Annotated in this window: 15 protein-coding genes and 1 pseudogene; 8 read left to right on the top strand and 8 right to left on the bottom strand. The window is 69.8% G+C overall.

The features are described 5' to 3' along the window. Nucleotides 1-348: 348 nt before the first annotated feature. Both ACGFT1_RS18750 and ACGFT1_RS18745 read left to right on the top strand, forming a co-directional pair. On the top strand, nt 349-1,239 hold the full coding sequence (locus ACGFT1_RS18750; protein WP_373910080.1) for a glycoside hydrolase family 19 protein: 891 nt from the start codon (nt 349-351) through the stop codon (nt 1,237-1,239). Between the two features lie 75 nt (nt 1,240-1,314). Then, nucleotides 1,315-1,485, top strand: a complete 171-nt coding sequence (locus ACGFT1_RS18745) for a hypothetical protein (protein WP_393733610.1) — start codon at nt 1,315-1,317, stop codon at nt 1,483-1,485. 434 nt (nt 1,486-1,919) lie between these two features. On the opposite strand, the gene ACGFT1_RS18740 is transcribed toward ACGFT1_RS18745, so the two are convergent. Continuing rightward, nucleotides 1,920-2,246, bottom strand: coding sequence for a hypothetical protein (locus ACGFT1_RS18740; RefSeq protein WP_393733608.1), 327 nt, complete (start codon nt 2,244-2,246; stop codon nt 1,920-1,922). A 486-nt stretch (nt 2,247-2,732) separates the two neighbouring features. Between ACGFT1_RS18740 and ACGFT1_RS18735 the strand changes: the two genes are divergently transcribed. Next, complete coding sequence (locus tag ACGFT1_RS18735) at nt 2,733-3,281, top strand: recombinase family protein (protein ID WP_373910078.1); 549 nt, start codon at nt 2,733-2,735, stop codon at nt 3,279-3,281. Between the two features lie 97 nt (nt 3,282-3,378). Here ACGFT1_RS18735 and ACGFT1_RS18730 read toward each other — a convergent pair whose 3' ends face one another. The 5 genes and pseudogenes from ACGFT1_RS18730 to ACGFT1_RS18710 all read right to left on the bottom strand — a co-directional run bounded on the left by ACGFT1_RS18730 (nt 3,379) and on the right by ACGFT1_RS18710 (nt 9,592). Further along, nucleotides 3,379-5,031 carry a serine protease gene (locus tag ACGFT1_RS18730; RefSeq protein ID WP_373910077.1) on the bottom strand — a complete coding sequence of 551 codons (1,653 nt, stop codon included), beginning with the start codon at nt 5,029-5,031 and terminating at the stop codon, nt 3,379-3,381. Between the two features lie 614 nt (nt 5,032-5,645). Next, on the bottom strand, nt 5,646-6,329 hold the full coding sequence (locus ACGFT1_RS18725) for a hypothetical protein (RefSeq protein WP_373910076.1): 684 nt from the start codon (nt 6,327-6,329) through the stop codon (nt 5,646-5,648). Between the two features lie 320 nt (nt 6,330-6,649). Then, nucleotides 6,650-7,021: pseudogene (locus ACGFT1_RS18720) on the bottom strand (transposase); the annotation flags it as partial. Between the two features lie 280 nt (nt 7,022-7,301). Further along, nucleotides 7,302-8,507: a GH25 family lysozyme gene (locus tag ACGFT1_RS18715; protein WP_373910075.1), complete on the bottom strand. Its 1,206-nt coding sequence runs from the start codon at nt 8,505-8,507 to the stop codon at nt 7,302-7,304. 140 nt (nt 8,508-8,647) lie between these two features. After that, a complete protein-coding gene (locus tag ACGFT1_RS18710) occupies nt 8,648-9,592 on the bottom strand; it encodes a peptidoglycan-binding protein (protein WP_373910074.1) in 945 nt (314 codons plus the stop codon). Nucleotides 9,593-9,831: 239 nt separating this feature from the next. Here ACGFT1_RS18710 and ACGFT1_RS18705 point away from each other — a divergent pair, with 239 nt between their 5' ends. The 4 genes from ACGFT1_RS18705 to ACGFT1_RS18690 all read left to right on the top strand — a co-directional run bounded on the left by ACGFT1_RS18705 (nt 9,832) and on the right by ACGFT1_RS18690 (nt 15,684). After that, nucleotides 9,832-13,695, top strand: coding sequence for a helix-turn-helix domain-containing protein (locus ACGFT1_RS18705; protein WP_373910073.1), 3,864 nt, complete (start codon nt 9,832-9,834; stop codon nt 13,693-13,695). Between the two features lie 253 nt (nt 13,696-13,948). Then, entirely contained in the window at nt 13,949-14,293 is a 345-nt protein-coding gene (locus tag ACGFT1_RS18700) for a peptidoglycan-binding protein (protein WP_373910072.1), read from the top strand. A gap of 167 nt (nt 14,294-14,460) precedes the next feature. Beyond that, nucleotides 14,461-15,453 (top strand): peptidoglycan-binding protein, encoded by a 993-nt coding sequence (locus tag ACGFT1_RS18695; RefSeq protein ID WP_393733604.1) that lies wholly within the window; start codon nt 14,461-14,463, stop codon nt 15,451-15,453. Between the two features lie 75 nt (nt 15,454-15,528). After that, entirely contained in the window at nt 15,529-15,684 is a 156-nt protein-coding gene (locus ACGFT1_RS18690) for a hypothetical protein (protein WP_373910070.1), read from the top strand. A 22-nt stretch (nt 15,685-15,706) separates the two neighbouring features. Here the strand turns inward: ACGFT1_RS18690 and ACGFT1_RS18685 are convergent, their stop codons facing one another. Together ACGFT1_RS18685 and ACGFT1_RS18680 are read right to left on the bottom strand one after the other, a co-directional pair. After that, nucleotides 15,707-16,123, bottom strand: a complete 417-nt coding sequence (locus ACGFT1_RS18685; RefSeq protein ID WP_373910069.1) for a hypothetical protein — start codon at nt 16,121-16,123, stop codon at nt 15,707-15,709. 12 nt (nt 16,124-16,135) lie between these two features. After that, the gene (locus ACGFT1_RS18680) at nt 16,136-16,672 is read right to left on the bottom strand and encodes a hypothetical protein (RefSeq protein WP_373910068.1); all 537 of its coding nucleotides are present in this window, start codon (nt 16,670-16,672) and stop codon (nt 16,136-16,138) included. 532 nt (nt 16,673-17,204) lie between these two features. Between ACGFT1_RS18680 and ACGFT1_RS18675 the strand changes: the two genes are divergently transcribed. Then, nucleotides 17,205-17,468: a GNAT family N-acetyltransferase gene (locus ACGFT1_RS18675; protein WP_373910067.1), complete on the top strand. Its 264-nt coding sequence runs from the start codon at nt 17,205-17,207 to the stop codon at nt 17,466-17,468. Nucleotides 17,469-18,203 lie beyond the last annotated feature (735 nt).

Below are 18,203 nucleotides of genomic sequence, written 5' to 3'. Positions count from 1 at the left end.
CGCGGGGTGTGGCTGAGGGTGCTGGTCGCTTCGGCCCTTGCGGACCGGTCCCGTCGGTACCGATCCGGTGTCAGCGGGCCTGCGGAGTCCCTGCGTTGATTGCGGCCAATAGCGTGTCAGGGAGGCCCCAGCGTTGGGATGCCTCGCCCGTACCGGCGTGATCAATCCTTCCCCGCCAACGTTGTCAGCAGTATTGGTCTATACCTTGACCGGGACACACCAAGTCGTTGAATATGGCTCCCACACCCCCCACCCAGGCGCCCGGAAGGCATGGCCGCCCCCTGGGACGGCATACGCAAGGCACTGCCTCGCCCCCGGTGCAGCCTGGCCCGGCAAAGGAGCTGCTCAATGTCCAAGCGCCGCCTGTCCGCACTCATGGCCGCGATCGTGATCGGAGCCACCGCTCCGGCACTGCTGCCGGCCACCGGCGCCTCTGCCGCATCCTGCTCCAGCTACCCGAGCTGGACGGCCGGCAAGGCCTACGTCACCGGCGACATCGTCCGCTACACCGACGGCAAGACGTACATCGCCGAACACGACAACCCGGGTTACGACCCCACCATCAGCACCTGGTACTGGGACCCGTACGCCTGCGACGGCGGCCCGACCAACCCCTCCGGCAGCTTCGTCGTGAGCGAGGCGCAGTTCAACCAGATGTTCCCCAACCGGAACTCCTTCTACACCTACAGCGGTCTCAAGGCCGCGCTCAGCGCCTACCCGGGCTTCGCGAACACCGGCAGCGACACCGTCAAGAAGCAGGAGGCCGCGGCCTTCCTCGCCAACGTCAGTCACGAGACCGGCGGCCTGGTCTACGTGGTGGAGCAGAACACCGCCAACTACCCGCACTATTGCGACTGGAGCCAGCCGTACGGCTGCCCGGCCGGCCAGTCCGCATACTACGGCCGCGGGCCCATCCAGCTCAGCTGGAACTTCAACTACAAGGCCGCGGGCGACGCGCTCGGCATCGACCTGCTCCACAACCCGAACCTGGTGCAGACCGACGCTTCGGTCGCCTGGAAGACGGGGCTCTGGTACTGGAACACCCAGACCGGACCGGGCTCGATGACTCCGCACAACGCGATGGTCAACGGTGCCGGATTCGGCCAGACCATCCGCAGCATCAACGGCTCCCTGGAGTGCGACGGCAAGAACCCCGCGCAGGTGCAGAGCCGCGTGGACGCCTATCAGCGGTTCGTGCAGATCCTGGGCACCTCCGCGGGCGCCAACCTCTACTGCTGACGCGCGCCGCGCGCCCCGGGCGGGCCCCAGCCCGCCCGGGGCGCCGGTCGGTCCGCGAGGATGCCGGACCGGCCGGTGGGGCGGTGGCTGTCCAACCTGCGCCGCCCTGGTGCGCTGGAAGACCACCCCGAGTGGAAGACGGCGCTGGAGGCCGTGGACGAGGACCGGAACCCGAAGTGGCCTGCGGAGTGGCAGCGGCACTACGCCGCGCTGCGTGAACTGGTGGCCCACGAAGGGGGCCAGTAGGGCACCGTCGTCGCCGGCTCCGTCGGGCAGGGAGGGCGGCAACGTGGCGGCGTCTCGGAACACCCCCGCGTCCACGGGGTTTCGGCGAGTACGCTCGCCGTCCCGACCGACGTCGCGTTCCTCGCCGACGCGGGGTGTTCCGTCGTCCAGCCAGTGGAGGAGGTGGACGCCGTCGTCCTCCCCACTGACTCGGGGATGGTCCAGCTGGTCGTGGAGCGGACGGCCGGCGTGCCCGCGCCCGCGCCCGCAGGGATGGTCCCAACCACGTCAACCGCTTCCACCGAGGCTGCAGGCAGCCGGGTTTGCGCCTTCGGTGGCTTCGGGGCGTCACCGTGTACCTGCTGCAGGCAGCACTGGCGCGGTCCGTCAGTGTCCCGCGTCCCCGCCTCGGCCGGAAGCACTGCTGTCAGGCAGGATCAACCTCCTCGCTGCTGTCAGCGATGTCCGCGGTCGACCAGGTCGCGGAGGACGAAGCGACCCGGGGTCGCGCCCAGGTTGAAACGAAGGTAGTTCTTCTCCCTGGTGAGGGGGCGGCGCCTGGTCCTGCCTTGCCACAGCTCGTAGTGGTCACCCTTGTCGACGAACCACACGGGTTCACATTTGTCCCTGCTGGTCACGGTCTTGACCCAGCCGTCGTCCGAGTCGATCCACTTGCCCTTCTCGTGCTCGCAGGCAACTTGCAGGTACCCGGCCCAGTCCCCGTTCTCCTCCCAGCCGTCGATGCACTTGACCCACAAAGCCGGGGCTCCCGTGAGTGTCATAGCTGTGGTGGAACCCGCCCCAGACTTGGCCACGTCGCCGCTCGCCCCTGCGGAAGGGTCGAAAGCGATCCACTTACCCTCAAAGCGCGCTGCCTCGTGACCGTCGTAGATCGCGAACATGTCGGTACGCCTGATTCCCATGCCAAAGCTCCTCTGTGATCAACGTCGACATTACCGGACAATTTACCAAAATTCGGCCGCTTGTCGATCACTCCGCTCGCGCCCTGGACAACCGCGGCCACAGCGCCCCGGCCCCGAGAGCGCGAAGAGGCCCACCCTCAAGACCCGGCAAAAGGACGGCGGAGCAAGCGCCCTCGGCCGCCTCGCGGTGCCGCACCCGCTGGCGGAGGTGGCAGACGACGGGCAGACAGCCGTCGGCCACGCGGGTCGCATCGCGGTCGCCGGGCGCTCCGTCATCTGAAGGCTGCCGCTGGTGGCCCGGCCACGTGAACATGCCCGAGCCGGGCGTGGTGAGGCGGCAGGCGTGTGGGATACGCACCGTGTGCACCAAAGGGACAGTTGCTCGGCCGGCAGATCCGTGCACTCACCGAAGCAAGGTGCATCCGGATCTTCTCCGACAAGGAGTCCGGCAAGATCGCCGAACGCGAGGAACTCTGGAAGGCCCTCGACTACCTGCGCGAGGGCGACACCCCCGTCGTCCCGTCGCTGCACCGGCTCGGCCGCTCCATCCGGGACCTCATCGCGATCGTGTCCGGCTTCCGCAAGCGTGGCGTCGGCCTCATCTCGCTCCACGAGGCGCTCGACACGACCACGCCCGGCGGGCGCCTGGTCTTCCACGTGTTCGCGGCCCTGGCGGAGTCCATCCGGGAACCCATCGTGCAGGGCACCTATGAGGGCCCGGACGCCGCCCGCGCCCGCCGCGCCCGACTCGGCCGCCCGCCGGCGATGACCGAGGAGCAGGTACGTCACGCCCGCGACCTAATCGCCCGCCCGGAGAACACCGTCACCTCGATCGCCAAGCTCCTCGGCGTCTCCCGCAGCACCATCTACAACCGTGCCCGAACTCAAGGGTGATGCACACCGATGCCACCGCTTCCGCCGGGCCTTCGTTCGGGCCGGCGATGTGAGGCGATGTGAGGTTCGACGTCTACGGACGGGCGTACGGGGATGGTTACTTCGGGGCGACCAGCATGCGTTCGGTGCCGAAGGTCGCTCCGGTGTGTACGTACATCGTCGTCTCACCGTCGGACCAGCGGACGACCAGGTCATCCGGCCAGCCGTTGGAGTCGTAGCTGCCTGCCGTCATCACCGAGTCGTGGGACCAGATGCTGCCTGCCGGAGCCATCTGGACCTCCGCGCCGACGCCGCCGGGGCCTGTCTCCTGGAACTGGGAGACCCTTCCGTCGGACCAGCGCACCAGGGTGTCCCAGTTGTTGCCGCCGGTGAAGTCACCCGCGGTCACCAGGGTGGCGTCCTTCCAGGCGCTCTTGGGCTTCATGAGCTGGTGTTCGGTGCCGAACCCCTTGTCGCCGACCGCGGTGTAGTCGGTGACTTCGCCGTCGCTCCAGCGCACCAGCAGGTCGCTGACGTACTTCGCGGTTCCGAAACTTCCCGCGGTGATCTGGTCGGCGTGGCTCCAGATGGATCCGGCGTCGGCCATCTTCTTCCCGCCGTCCACGCCCTTGGCGCCGACGTCGGGAAAGAGAGTGACCTCGCCGGAGTCGAACACCACCAGCAGATCCGAACCGTTGCCGCCGGAGAAGTCACCACCGGTGAGGGACTTGGCGTCCTTCCAGATGCCGTGGGGCGCGGCGAGCCGGCGCTCGCCGGTGAAGCCGCCGTTGCCGTCGCCGGAGTACAGGGTGACCTCGCCGTCGGTCCAGACCACGATCAGATCACTCTTGCCGTCGCCGGTGTACTCGCCGGAGGCCAGCAGCTTGGCGTGGACCCAGGTCTCACCGCCGCCCATCGAGTAGGGCAGTGGCGGCTGGTCGTAGGAAGCGCCGTGCGAAACGTGCTGGTTCTTCTTCGCCTCGTCGTACAGGCGGAGGAACCAGTCACCGTGCATGGGGCTGTAGGTGAGCCAGTCCACGTTCTCGTCGTTTCCGCCGCCGTTGTACCCGCCGACGTTGCCGATGATCTCACCGGTGCCCTTGGACCAGTCCACGCGGGAGAACCAGGGGCCGCCGGAGACCCCGCCCCACATGCCTCGGCACTTGGCCTGGATCTGGTAGAAGCCGGGCAGCGCCTCCGTCTGCGTGGGGCACCGCACGGGATGGTCCTCGGGGTCGTGGCTGGAGGGATAGCCCACCATCGTGACCTTGTTCAGGTAACCCGGCGTGCGCACCAGCGTGTTCGCGCCCACGACGTCCTGCGCTTGCTTGCCGCTCTTGGAGGCCTCCAGTCGGCCGAAGGCGAAGTCGAGGTCGGAAATGGGCTTCTTGCTGTTGTGCACGTACCGGTTGTCGGCGAACCAGTCGGAGATCCGATAGAAACCGAACGTCTGCTGGTCCAGCGTGTGTTCAGCGGCGTACATGGGAACGAAGACGGCCCTGCCTCCGGAGCAGTGCCCCGCGGTCAGGACCAGGTTGTGCCCGGGGCTCTCCACCACGCTGGCGGAGCACTTGTGGGCGTGCATCTGTTCGGTGGTCGGGTCCGCGCTGTAGGTGAAGATCGTCCCGACGGACTTCAGGCCGAGAATGTGCTCCGCCGTCGGCATGTCGGCTGCCGCGGAGGGTCCGGCCGGCAGCGCTCGCCGCGAACGGGCCTTGGCGCGCGTGTCCGTCTGCGAGGCGGGCAGTGCCGGGTCAGTGGCCGAGGCCATGCGTGCGGGGGTCCAGAAGCGGACGGCGTCCGCGTCCGACCAGTCGCCATCCCCGCCGTCCGTCCCGGTGGACCCGCTCGCGCTCGCCGTCGGCGAGGCCGAGGGCCCCTCGGTACCGGTACCGGTACCGGTACCGGTACCGGTACCGATCTCGGCCGAGGGGCTACCGGAGGGTGTGGGCGCCGGTTCCAAGGACGCCGAGGCGGACGGCGCCGCGGACGACGCAGTCGTGGCAGACGGGTGGGGCATCGGTGTCGCGGCCTGGACCCGGGCCTGGGCGAGACCTCCCCCGCCGGTCAGGAACAGAGTGGCTCCGGCCGCGAGGACCGCAAGGCGCGATATTCGTCTGTGTGAGGTATGCACGGAATGCTTTCTGAGTGATGGAACAACTGCCTCCGGACCGGCAGCGGCCGGAGGAAGAGCGAAGACTGCCCGGGGCCGGCTGCGGCGACCGGGACGCCAAGACCGGGTGGACTCCGGCGGTCGGGGCGCCGTGTCCGCGGCGGGTCACGGCAGTTCGACCGCCTCAGGTGGGTCTGCCGCCACGGTTGGGTCTGCCGGTGCTGCCTGGATTCGATCTGCGGCTGCGGCCCGGATTGCAGCTATGTGGCGCGTCACGCCTTCCGTGTCCGGCGGCGCCGCATCACGAGCCCGCCGCCGAAAGCCAGGGCGAGTCCCGCGGCCACGGCGCCACCGGTGACCGCCCAGGAAGAGCCGCCATTCCTGACGGGCCGACCGGCGATCAAGACGTGTTGCTTCGTGGTCTGCTGCCCATGATGGCTGACCACGGTGACGGTGTACCGGCCCTCGGGTACGTCACCTCGTACCTGCCCGTGGCCCGCGTAGACGGTGCCGCCGTCGTCGCATTTGCAGCCGGGGTCGTCCGGGCTGTCCGTCCTGATGGTCAACGGGGCGGCGAATATCGGCGACCTGACGGTCAGGGAGTCTTCGCCCGGTGCGGCGCGCAGGTCGGTGAGGACCACCCGGGCATCACTGCCCGGTCGCAGGGAGGCAGGTTCGGCGCTGCCGGGGAGCGCGTCCCTGGGGCCGATGACGAATCGGTCGATCTGAGCAGCTCCCTCGGCCTTGACCCGGAGTCGTGCCACGGCGACGGTACGACCGTGGCTCGTCGCGGTGACCGGATATGTGCCCGCGTGCAGATGGGAGCGGATGCGAGGCTCTGCGCCCGGTTCGTTCACCTGGACCGACTGCGTCGATCCCTTCATCACAGGTGCCAGGGTGATCGGCTTCTCCAGAGCCGGGGAGGTGACCTTGACCTTGTCCCATCCTGACGGCATGCCCTCGATGCTGAACCAGAGCCCGTCACCTGCCTCGGGGGTGTTGCCCTGAGGCACGTGGTACTCGAGCCGCACTGCCGCGGACGGGCTGCCGCCGGAAGCCGGGTACCCACCCTCGGCTGATGCGGCGGCCGCCGCTCCAAACAGGCACGTCACGGCAAGACCGGCGACACCCGCGGCCCCAACTGCTTCGCGGAACAACGATTTCCCCCTAATTCGAAGATGGCTGGGCCGGTTCGGCCTCATCCATCAACCGACCAGGAAGAGGGTGGGAGCGGTCAGTTGGTTGCGCGTGGTCCGAACACGGCAACAGGCTGGTCGCTGGTGGAGGTCTTGACGCTCTGCGCGTCGATCACACAGGCCGACGGCTCGGCGTCCCGTCCTTCCTTCTCTCCTAGGAGCTGCCGGAAGCGGCCGTTGAGCTGGGGAAACACACCCGCGTTCGCCCACTTGGCGAAGTAGCAGTAGAGCGTGTTCCAGTGCGGAGAGTCGTGCGGGAGGTAGCGCCACGAAACGCCGGGGCGGTCCACGTACAAGATCGCGTCCATGCTGTCGCGCAGGTCGTGTTCCGGTGGGCGGCCCAAGTCCCGGGCTCTGCCGAGGTGCTCGAAACGCCAGGCCGTATGGACCGGCTCGATCAACTCCGAGCGGGCATCGGACAGATCACTCGGATACGGGCGTCGCTTCGGCATGCTTCCGGTGTACCGCCGCGGCTTCCGTACTCGCCGATCCAGCGCCGGAACTTGTCCCTCCCGATCCCACCAGCCGTGCTGGACCGGTACCAGCCGGTCACCGCGCCGGCCATGGCACTCCACCGCGCCCTCGTAGGCCCCGGTTCCCGGTGGTCGTGGCTGCGGGGGCCCCGGCGGTCGCGCGGACACCCTCGGTGACCAGGACCAACAGGTCTGGTCCCCTGATCATCCCCGATGCCGCGGGCGCGCCGAAGAGTGCCGGGACCGACGCGACAGACGGTCAGCTCACCAGGTTCATCCAGGTGCTCGCGCCGATCACCCCGTCGGGGGTCAACTTCCTGGACTTCTGGAAGGCGAGCACCGCCTTCCAGGTACCGGCCCCGAACCGGCCGTCGACCGTGACAGCGGCGCCGTGGGCCTTCAGCTCGTCCTGCGCGGCCCGCACGGCCGCGCCGGTGTCGCCCTGCCGTACGGTGACGACCAAGCGCTTCCAGGTGTTCGGTCCCACCATGCCGTCAGGGGTCAGCCCCATGCTGTTCTGGAAAGAGACCACGGCGTCGCGGGTGGCCGTCCCGAACTGGCTGTCCACCGTGAGGGCCGCCCCGTGAGCGTTGAGCAGGTACTGCACGGTGGTCACCTGCCGTCCTGCGTGCCCCTCAGACACGAGGGGCCAATTGGGGGCCGGTGGCGGAGGCGTGTAGTCCCGCAGGGCGAACGTCTTGAGGTCTTTCAGCCTGCCGTTGAACACGTCCTGGTCTCCGGGGAAGACCCCCGAGTCCGCGGTCTGCCAGACGGTGTACGTGCTCCATCCAGCGGGCAGAGGGGTCGGCGTGCCGGACTGGTTGACGATCCACAGCGGGGTCGTCGCGCCGAAGCCCCGGTAGTTGCCGGTGCAGGTCGCCCACCAGCTGGCAGGGGTGTAGATCACCGGGTGGCGTCCCGTCCGGGCGTGGTACTCGTTCACGAACGCGGCTATCCAGCTGGTCATCGCACCGGGGCCGAGCCCCCAGCAGGGGTCGCCGTGCGCGCTGGCCTCCATGTCCAAGGCGCCGGGGAGGGTCTTGCCGTCACGGATCCACTTGCCGCCGTGGGCCAGGAAGTAGTCGGCCTGAGCGCGTCCGCCTGAGGCGTCCGGGCGGGCGAAGTGGTAGGCGCCGCGGATCAGGCCCGCGCCGGCCGCCCCGTTGTACTGCTGTGTGAAGTAGCTGCTGGTGTAGGTGACCCCTTCGGTCGCCTTCACGTAGGCGAAGGAGGCGCCCTTGGCGGCCGTTGCCTTCCAGTCGATGTGGGGGTTGTGGCCGCTCACGTCGAGCCCCCGCACCGGGGCCGTGGACCGAGCCTTCCGGGCGTACGTGGTCGTGTCGGCGTGGGCCACCTGGTGGGCGTCGAGGCACAGGACCGCGAGTGCTGCGGCGAGCATCGCCGCGCTGCGGGCTCGCCAACCGGTTCTGCTCGGCCTGCCGCTGCGGTGGTGAGGATGGGTCATCGCTGTCTCTCCGTTGTGGTTCCGTGGTCGGTCAGTGGTGGGCGGCATCGTCGTTCCGGGGGCTGCGAGAGCGCGCACGGGCCCTTGGCGGCACCTCAGGCACCGCGCAAGGGCCCGTGGAACGGTCGGGCGTGGCTCCGTTACGGGCGGACCAGGCCGTAGAAGACGGATGCGGACAGCGAGTAGGTCTTGTCGTAGACGCCGTGCTTGCCGGAGCCGGCGGGGTCGGAGGTGTTGCCGGAGACGACGCGCACGGTCTTGCCGCTGACCTGGTCGACGACGCCGATGTGGTGGCGGTTGTGGGCACTGCCGAAAATGATCAGGTCTCCGGGTTCGGCGGTGGCGAGGCCGCTGGTGCCGACCCACTTGTGGTGTGCGACGGCCCAGTCGTAGACATCGGGCACGTACTTGATGAAGGGGATGTCGACACCGGACTGCCGCCAGACCCAGGTGGCGAAGGCCGCGCACCACTCGTCGCACACGCTGTACGGCTTGCCGGGAACGCACTTGTGGGAGTCGGCCGTGACCCCGATCTGACTCTTTGCGGTTTTCACGATCTTGGCCCGGAGCGCGTTCGTGGTGTGGCAGCTCTTGACGAGCCGCTCGATGCCCATGGCCTTCATGGTCCGCTCGCCGGCGATGCCGTCCGCCGTCAGATGGTGGGCGGACTGGTAGTGCTTCACCGCGCTCGTCGTGGCCGCCCCGTAGTCGCCGTTGGCAGGGGCTCCGGCCTTGTCCTGGACCTGCTGGATCACGGAAGTGAGTCCGGCGAGCGTCTGCGGGCCGATGACGCCGTCGATGTTCAGGCACCGATCGCCCTGGAAGGCCTGCGTGGCCGCCTTGGTCCTGGGGCCGCCGACACCGTCCACACGACCGGCGTCGTAGGCCAGGCCGTTCAGATCGCGTTGGGCCACCTTGATCTGCGCCGAGACGGCCGCCGGCCTGGCCGTCGCCGCGGTGTGCGCCAAGGCCTGACCCGGCATGACCGCCAGGGCGCCGGCCGCCGCAGCCGCCGTCAGCAGGCCGATGGCAGCCCGCCGAGAACGCCGCACCGGATGATGGGCCGCATATTCGTCCGTCAACATGTTCGAAGACTCCTCACGTCAGGGGACAGACGGTGAACCGGAAGGGGCGTCCTCGCGGCGTTCGATGCCGCTGGTGCCCTCGCTGGCAGGTGCCCGGACGGCGGCTCCCCCGTGTCCGCCGTCGCCGCAATCAGTTCTACGGCTCCTCGCGTTGTCCGGTGTCGGAGAAGAGGCTCCGGACAACCGGCTCCGGACAATAAGCTCGCCGCGTCACTTCACGAGCCTTGGGGGAGGACCGAGTGCCACGGAAGGAAAAGCCGTTAGAGGACGACGGCAGCCCGCTGACCGAATTCGCCACGCGACTGCGCTTGCTGCGGGACAAAGCGGGGAAGCCCACCTACCGCCAGCTGGCCGTCAAGGCGCACTACTCGTCGACGACACTCGCCGACGCGGCCGCCGGCCGGAGACTGCCCAGTCTGGAAGTCACCCTCGCCTTCGTCCGGGCCTGCGAGGGCGACGAGGAGGAATGGAAGGCGCGCTGGCACGCGGTCGCGGCAAGCGTCGGTCCGGTGTCGCCGGACGACCGGGACGACGCAGGGCCGAACCAGGACCGGCCGTGTCCCTATGTGGGCCTCGCGGCGTTCCAGCCGGAGCACGCCTCCTGGTTCTTCGGGCGCGAACGGCTCACGGCCGACCTCGTGACCCGGGTCCGGACCGATCGGTTCGTGGCGGTGTTCGGCGCCTCCGGGTCCGGCAAGTCCTCGCTGCTGCGAGCCGGGATGGTCCCCCGGCTGAACGGGCGCGATCCGCACGGCTGCCCGGGGTGGCCCACCCTGCTGTTCACTCCCGGAGCACACCCTCTGGAGGAGTGCGCGGCCCGACTCGCGGCCTTCACCTCCGGTACGGCCACCGTGCTGCACAGGGAGCTGAGCGGCGACCCCCGGTCCTTGCACCAGATCGTGCTGCAGGCGCTGGCGGCGTCGGACTTCCCCGACGGCACAGATCTGGTACTGGTCGTGGACCAGTTCGAAGAGGTCTTCACCCTCTGCCAGGACAGAACCGAAAGCGCCCGCTTCATCAGCGCGTTACTCACGGCGGCCCGGGCCGCCAACAGCCGCACGCGCGTCGTCATCGGTGTCCGGGCCGACTTCTACGCGAACTGCTCGCAACACCCCGAACTCGTCGAGGCCCTCCAGGACGCCCAGGTCCTCGTCGGCCCCATGACGACGGAAGAACTGCGCCGTGCCGTCAGCCAACCGGCCGTCCGGTCCGAATGCGCGGTGGAGACAGCCCTCCTGGCCCGCGTCGTCGCGGAGGCCACCGGACAGGCCAGCGTCCTGCCACTCGTCTCCCACGCCATGCGCGAGACCTGGCTCCGCCGCCGTGGGAACACGCTCACATTGAGCGGCTACGAGACGGCAGGCGGCATCACCCACGCCCTGGCCAACACCGCGGAAGCCCTCTACCAACAGCTGACCGCCGAGCAGCAACAACTCACCCGTTCCGTCCTGCTGCAGATGGTGGCCCTCGGCGACGGCACCGACGACACCAAACGCCCCGTACCACGCGAGGACCTCGGCCCCGGCGCCGACGCCGTGCTGGACCTCCTCGCCCGGGCCCGCCTGGTCACCCTGGACCGGGACAGCGCCGAACTCACCCATGAGGCGCTGCTGCACGCCTGGCCCAGGCTGCGCCGCTGGATCGACGAAGACCGGGCGGGCCTGCTCATGCACCAGCAGGTCGCCGAAGCAGCCACCTTCTGGCACCGGCAAGGACGTGACCCGGGCGCCCTCTACCGTGGCGGGGTCCTGGCAGCGGCGCGTCAGTGGGCCGCCACCCGTGGCAACACGCCGGTCCTCGGTTCCCGCATCGACGAATTCCTGGCCGCGTCCGCCCGCCACGCGGACCGCGCGGCCCGACTGCGCCGCGCCGGCATCGCCGCCGTGTGCGCCCTGGCCCTCGTCGCCTCGGTGGCCGCCGGTGTGGCGTTCAAGAAGAGCGCGACCGCCCAGATCCAGCGCAACAACGCCATCGCCGGAGAGGTGCAGGTGCAAGCCGGCCAATTGCGCGGCACCGACCCCTCACTCGCCGCCCGACTGGAGATCGCTGCCTATCGCCTCCGCCCCCGGCCGCAGTTGCGCACCGATCTGATCAGCGCCGCAGACGCCCCGATCGCCAGGCGCCTGACCGCCGGCAGCGGCATCGTATACGCGGTGGCCTACAGCCCCGATCGCCGTACTCTGGCGGCGTCGGGAGCGGACGGCATGATCCGGCTCTGGAACGTCGCCGACGCGACCGACCCGGTGCCGCTCGGCAACCCGGTGGCCAGCCACAGCCAGTGGGTCTACTGGCTCGCATTCAGCCCCGACGGCCGCACCCTGGCCTCCGCCGGACGCGACCACACTGTGCGGCTATGGAACGTGACCCGCCCCGCACACCCCGCGCCCTGGGGGCAGCCGCTGACCGGGCACGTGAGTTACGTCTTCTCCGTCTCTTTCAGCCGGGACGGACGCACACTCGCCAGCGCGAGCGACGATGGGACAGTCCGGCTGTGGAACGTCGCCGATCCGGCCCACCCCCAGCGGCTCGGACAACCGCTGAGGGGCCACGACCACGGTGCGGTGGCCTCGGCCGCGTTCAGCCCCGACGGCCGCACCCTCGCCAGCGCGGGGCACGATCACACCATCCGGCTGTGGAACGTCGCCGACCCCGCCCACCCGCAGCGCCTGGGACAGCTCACCGGCTTCAAGGACACCGTGTACGCCGTCGCGTTCAGCCCCGACAGCCACCTCCTGGCAGGCGTGGGCAACGACCGCACCGTGCGGCTGTGGAACGTTGCGAACCCGACCGACCCCGTGCCGCAAGGGGCGCCCCTGACCGTTCATCACGACACCGTATACGCGGTCGCCTTCAGCCCCAGCGGCCAGGTCATGGCCACCGCCGGAGCGGACCACACCGTCCGCCTGTGGAACGTCACGGACCCCTCCGCACCCGTACCGATGGGACAGCCCCTCACCGGACACACCGAATACGTCTACTGGCTGGCCTTCAGCCCCGACGGGCACTACCTGGCCTCGGCCGGCGCAGACCACTCCGTGATGCTCTGGCACCTCCCCAGCACCACTCTCCTGGAGCCGAGCTACGTGAACACCGTGGCCTTCGGTCCCGCACGGCACATCCTGGCCAGCGGCAGCACCGACGGCACCGTCCGATTGTGGAACGTCGCCGACCCCTCCCGGCCCTCCCCTCTCGGCCATCCCCTGACCGGCCACCGAAACGCCGTACGGAAAGTGGCCTTCAGCCCTGACGGCAGGCTCCTGGCCAGCGCCAGCCGGGACGGCACCATCCGGCTGTGGGACGTCCGCGACCCGGCGCGGACGTCTCTGGTGGGACAGCCGCTCACCGGCCACAGCGGTGCGGTCTACTCAGTCGCCTTCAGCCCGGACGGCCGGACACTCGCCAGTGCGGGGTATCAGGACCACCAGGTGCGCCTGTGGGACGTCTCGCGGCCGGCGAGCGCCAGCCGCCTGGGCGAACCGCTCACGCTGCACACCGGACCGGTCACCGCCCTGGCGTTCAGCCCGCGTGGGCATGTGCTGGCCACGGCCTCCACGGACGACACCACCCGACTCTGGGACGTGAGCCGTCCCGCGAGGCCGGTGCCACTGGGCAGCCCCCTCGCCGCCGACAGCGGCGGTGTGTACGGAGTCGCGTTCAGCCCCGACGGTCGGACCCTGGCCACGGCCAACGTCGACCACACCGTACGGCTGTGGAACGTCACCGATCCGGAACGGCCGCGGCCCACGGCCGAGCCCCTGACCGGCCACACCAGCTTCGTCTACGGGCTCGCCTTCAGCCCCGACGGCCGGACCCTGGTCAGCAGCAGCGACGATCACACCGTGAACGTGTGGAACGTCGCCGACCCGCGACACCCCTCCCAGTCGGGTACCGCTCTGGTCGCCCACACCGGACCCATCGACGACGTGGCCTTCAGTCCCGACGGCCTCACCCTCGCGAGCGCGAGCGACGACCACACTGTGCGCCTGTGGACCCTCGACCCCGAGCAGGCGATCCGGCGGCTGTGCGCCGCGACCGGCGGTGTCACCGCGCAGCAGTGGCGCCACTACGCGCCCGAACCGGCCCTGAAACAACCCTGCTCCTGACGCGGCCGGCCAGGGCGGACACCCTCCGCACCGGTCTGACCTGCGTCATTCCGCCGCCGTTGTCCGGCCGCTGTTGTCCGGTGTTCGTCCGCCGACACCGGACAACGGCATCAGCCTAGAAAGGGTCCGGTGGCCGGCGCGGAACCCGGCCCGCGAAGCTGCGGGGTTCCGCTGGCAGAGGCCACCGTTCCCATCGGACGAACGAACGGAAGAGCAGATGTCCACTCGGAAAACGGCTGCCAGGGTCGGCCTCTTGGCCGCTGCCGTGACTGTCGTCACCAGCGGTCTGTCCATGACGGCGAACGCCTCCCCGGCCGCGGCCACCCTCCACTACGGGAGCCACGGCTGGGGAGTCAAGTGCGTGCAGGAGGGCGTCAACGACTGGGCCTGGCGGACCGGCCACGGCTGGCCGCTGAAGGTCGACGGCAGCTTCGGGTCGGGGACCCGCACCTGGGTCAAGAAGTTCCAGACCGCCTCGCGTCTCGGCGCCGACGGCATCGTGGGCAGGCAGACCGGCAACAGCGTGCTCGCCAACCTGCAGGGAGACAGCACCTGGCGGCACGACTGCTACTACTACGTGCCCAGCACGCACGGCTGACCTGAACCTTCCGCCCGCGGGGCGGAGGACGATTCGCCCCGTCCGAGCACCGGCACGACCACCCGACGAGCGGCCACCACTCCCGGGGGTGGTGGCCGCCCGGCGGCCGGCCGCCGGCATCCACCCTCACCACCCAGCCGCACTCACCATTGAGGAGCACCGTACTCATGCGCACCCTGGCTCGAAGGCTTCGTCGGAGCCGAAACCTGTCCGTGGCCCTTCTCGCCACGGCTCTGACGTCCGGCATCATCGCGGCCGACGCCACCACCGCCGCGGCAACCGCCATCCCCGCGGCCGTGCAGGCGGGCGCACCTGCCGGCGCCACCGTGCAGGCGTCCTGGCCGACGGTCGGGCCTGGCCAGCGCGGCGTGGACGTCACCACCGTCCAATTGCTGCTCACCGCCCGCGGCTACACGACCGCCGCCGACGGAGCCTTCGGTCCGGCGACCGCCGCGAACGTGAAGGCGTTCCAGAAGACCCAGCACCTCACCCCCGACGGCATCGTCGGTCCCCACACCTGGGGCAAGCTGGTCGTGACGCTCCAGTCCGGCTCCAAGGGGGCGGGCGTCAAGGCCGTGCAGGACCAGCTCACCGACAACGGCTACTCCGTCACCGTGGACGGAGTCTTCGGCCGGGGCACCGCCGCAAAGGTAAAGGCGTTTCAGGCGGCGAAGCACCTCACTGCGGACGGCACCGTCGATGTCACGACCTGGGCCGCCCTGGTCGAGGGCGGCGGGGGCACTGGCGGCGGCAAGCTCACCGACGCCCAGGCCATGGCCCGGCTGAAGGCAGCGGGCATCACCCGGTCCTCCTCGGGCAACTGCAGCGACCGCAACCGCAAGAACTGCACCAGTCTTCAGGACATCCGGGCCCGCACCGTCGACGGTGTCATCGCCCTGAAGAAGCAGAGCGGCTGCCGTATCGTCATCACCGGCGGCACGGAGGTCGGTCACGCGGGAGGCACGTACAGCCACTGGAACGGCTACAAGGTCGACGTGGCCCGCACCGCCTGCGTCACCAACTACATCGAGGCGCACTCCAGGAAGCAGTACAAGCGCGGGGACGGCGCCTGGGTCTGGCGTGTCACCTCCGCCGGCAAGACGGTCATCGACTACGCCGACGAGTACTGGGCCAACCACTGGGACATCACGTACTACTAGGACTTGTCCGGCCGATCATGTGACTACTGCGCGCCGTAGTCGTCGATGTGGACATGGGGCGGGGAGATCTGACGGATGCCGAGCAACGCCGTCGTCCCGCCCGGCACTCGCATCGTCACCGAGGACATGATGATGAAGCTGGGTGTGGCGCTGCGCAAGGCGACGCTCGCGCTCGCCGACGCCGGACTCCGGCCGCCGCCCGGGCGGCCGCGCGGAGTCTTCAGGCAATGAGCGAGCGTCGATGCCGTGGCGGCTACCGGTGCCCTTTCGGGGACGACAGGGACACCGGGGAGTAAACCCCCTGGTAGCCGCAGGAGAACTGCACCGTGACGTATCCCCACTCACTGATGCTGGTCACCTGCCCGGCCGTGTGGTCGGCCGGGCAAGGTGTCCAGCCCTCGGGGTCATCGGGGTCGGTGACCTCGCCGGGGTGCCCGTACACCGAGTCCGGCGCGACGGTGTCGCCGATGGTCCACGGGCACTGCTTGAGGAGTGAGGACCGGTCGGCCGCCGTCAGCTCCTGCGGCCGGTACGAGCTTCCGCCGCCGAGGGGGAAGTCCACCAGCACTTCCCCCTCGGCCGTGACCATCACCACGACGCCGACAGGGTCGTCAGCCTGCTCCGGGTCGTCGAGCGGGGTGACGATGTCACCCTCGTGCCACCGCCCCATGGGACTCCTCGGTCAGTCCGACCCTCCACAGCCCTTCCAGCCTACGTGTCCCTTCACCCAGTACGCCGTACGGATCCCCCACAGGCCGTAGTCGACGTGGTTGTAGTGCAGGTGTCGGTCGTCGGTGATGACGCACATCGTCTTCTTCTTGTTCCCACGGCCGAAATGCCAGGTGAAGGTGGAGCTGTCCGGGTAGCGATGGCTGTAGGCCCCGCTGGCGAAGTTGTTCAGCGCCTTGTCCCACAGCTTCATGGCGTACGAGTCGTACGGGTGATTGTGCTTGTTGCGATAACTGCCGCCCTGCTTGATGTGGGCGAGACCCCACTTGGAGCTGCCCTGGCGTATGAGCGTGTCGTCGAAGTCGCCGGTGAACCACCGGTAGGCCGCCGCTCCCCCAGGACCGCTGCGGGTGTGCTTCGTGCACCAGTCGTCGAACGAACAACGCCAGGTGCGCGGCTTGGACTTGGACACGGCTGCCTCTGCGGCGGGCGCAGCCAGGACGGTCAGCGTCGCACCGGCGGCGCAAGCCGCGAGTAAAGATCGCTTCATCAGGCGGTTCTCCTCCTGCTTGGTCGGGCAGGGGGATCGCATGGGAACTGGAGTTCCCACCCCCGTGAACAACGGGGCTGACGTTCGCACGAGTCGGCGCCGACACTCCAGTGGTTTCCGATGATGGCGCGAACTCGGAACGTCCGGTTGCCGAGACAGTCCCGGCCGTCCCCATGAACCGCAGACCGAGTTGCCGCGCTGCACCGCCCGGTTTCGGACTACTCCCGGAGGATCTAGAGGCAACCCGTCGTCCGCTGCCCGGGCCGACCACTGGGCCCAGGTCCTGGACGTAAGGCTGCACGAGGGGCTCTACGCCCTGCTCTCCTGGCCTACCGACCACCCGGACGCCGCGGGTGACCACCTCACAGGGCCGCCGGACCGCATGGCCGGCCCCGCCTACGTGTGGAGGGCGGACGGCCACTGGGTCGCCAGCCAAGATCAGCGGTGTGAGGGGCCCGGCGCGCTGCTCGGGACCGAGTGCCGGAAGTCTTCCGAGCGAGCCGTCTCGGCCGACGGTGGCCTGGAGCGGACGGTGGTCGAGAACACCCACCGGCGGTACATCGTGTACGGCGCCCACCGTCCGCACGAGTCGGACTACATCGCCGTCGACCGGATCATCGTCGTTCCTCAGCACCGCAACCGCGGGGTGGCGCGGGCGCTGGTGGTCCATGTACTGGCCGCCTTCCCGCACACGGAAGCATTCATGGCGGCATGGGAGCTCGATCTGGTCGCCTTCTGCGCTGCGCTCGGCTTCCGCGAGGCCGCGGACGGCACCATGACGCACGCGCGGCGCTGAGACCGCCGTCGGTGCCGCCAGCGTCCCGGCCGTGGCCACCCGTCTCCTTGTCTCCTCGTCCGGCGTCTGAGCCGGTGTGCCGCAGCATCGGCCAGCCGGTCGCTGCGGTTCGGTGCGATCGACGCCGGCCTCGTGCGCCCCGAGCCGCGGCCACCGAGCAGCTCCCGGTGCGGGCCGATCTCCGGCCGCTGCGCCGCCGCCGTGACCGCCTCGTACCGGCCCCTGCTCCCCCACCACGACATCCTGGACTGCCGGGCAGGAAGAAAAGGCGCAGATCAGGCAAGGGACACCACCCGGCGGCGCGCGACCGGAGCCGGGCGCGCCCATGTCACCGGACGTGCGGCAGGCAGCAGCCGGCACGGGCGGGGGCGGCACCGTGGCCGAGCAGCGGAAACTGGCCGGGCGCGGCGGCGGCCTGAACGGGCACGGAACACCACAGGCAAGACGGAGCCGGAGACGGCAGAACGACACGCAACCGGCGGCCCGCGTCCCGGGCCGGGCCGGGACGCGGGCAGGGGGCGAACGGCGGCACTGCCCCGGCACGCCAACAAGTCCGTCACGCGAGTCGAAGTCCCGCCTCGTGTCCTGCCGGGCCACGTCCCGGCCCGTCCGGCCCTCCACATGCGCCGCGGCGGGAACCGGGGCGATCCTTGAACGAGGACTCACCACGCCGATGTGCCACGGACCAGCCGCCCGGGAGGACTCGTCCCCCGTCACCACCGCCTCATCGCCGTC

It is taken from the genome of Streptomyces sp. Y20 (assembly GCF_043195475.1).
Taxonomy (GTDB): Bacteria; Actinomycetota; Actinomycetes; order Streptomycetales; family Streptomycetaceae; genus Streptomyces.
Note: the sequence above shows the minus strand (reverse complement) of the source record. Positions and strands in the feature narration are given on the sequence as shown.

What these genes read in the sequence shown, in the direction of transcription:
- ACGFT1_RS18750 (WP_373910080.1), top strand. Translation starts at nt 349, where the DNA reads ATGTCCAAGCGCCGCCTGTCCGCACTCATGGCCGCGATCGTGATCGGA.
- ACGFT1_RS18740 (WP_393733608.1), bottom strand. Translation starts at nt 2,246, where the DNA reads ATGACACTCACGGGAGCCCCGGCTTTGTGGGTCAAGTGCATCGACGGC.
- ACGFT1_RS18730 (WP_373910077.1), bottom strand. Translation starts at nt 5,031, where the DNA reads ATGGCCTCGGCCACTGACCCGGCACTGCCCGCCTCGCAGACGGACACG.
- ACGFT1_RS18725 (WP_373910076.1), bottom strand. Translation starts at nt 6,329, where the DNA reads ATGCCGTCAGGATGGGACAAGGTCAAGGTCACCTCCCCGGCTCTGGAG.
- ACGFT1_RS18715 (WP_373910075.1), bottom strand. Translation starts at nt 8,507, where the DNA reads ATGACCCATCCTCACCACCGCAGCGGCAGGCCGAGCAGAACCGGTTGG.
- ACGFT1_RS18710 (WP_373910074.1), bottom strand. Translation starts at nt 9,592, where the DNA reads ATGTTGACGGACGAATATGCGGCCCATCATCCGGTGCGGCGTTCTCGG.
- ACGFT1_RS18695 (WP_393733604.1), top strand. Translation starts at nt 14,461, where the DNA reads ATGCGCACCCTGGCTCGAAGGCTTCGTCGGAGCCGAAACCTGTCCGTG.
- ACGFT1_RS18690 (WP_373910070.1), top strand. Translation starts at nt 15,529, where the DNA reads ATGCCGAGCAACGCCGTCGTCCCGCCCGGCACTCGCATCGTCACCGAG.
- ACGFT1_RS18685 (WP_373910069.1), bottom strand. Translation starts at nt 16,123, where the DNA reads ATGGGGCGGTGGCACGAGGGTGACATCGTCACCCCGCTCGACGACCCG.
- ACGFT1_RS18680 (WP_373910068.1), bottom strand. Translation starts at nt 16,672, where the DNA reads ATGAAGCGATCTTTACTCGCGGCTTGCGCCGCCGGTGCGACGCTGACC.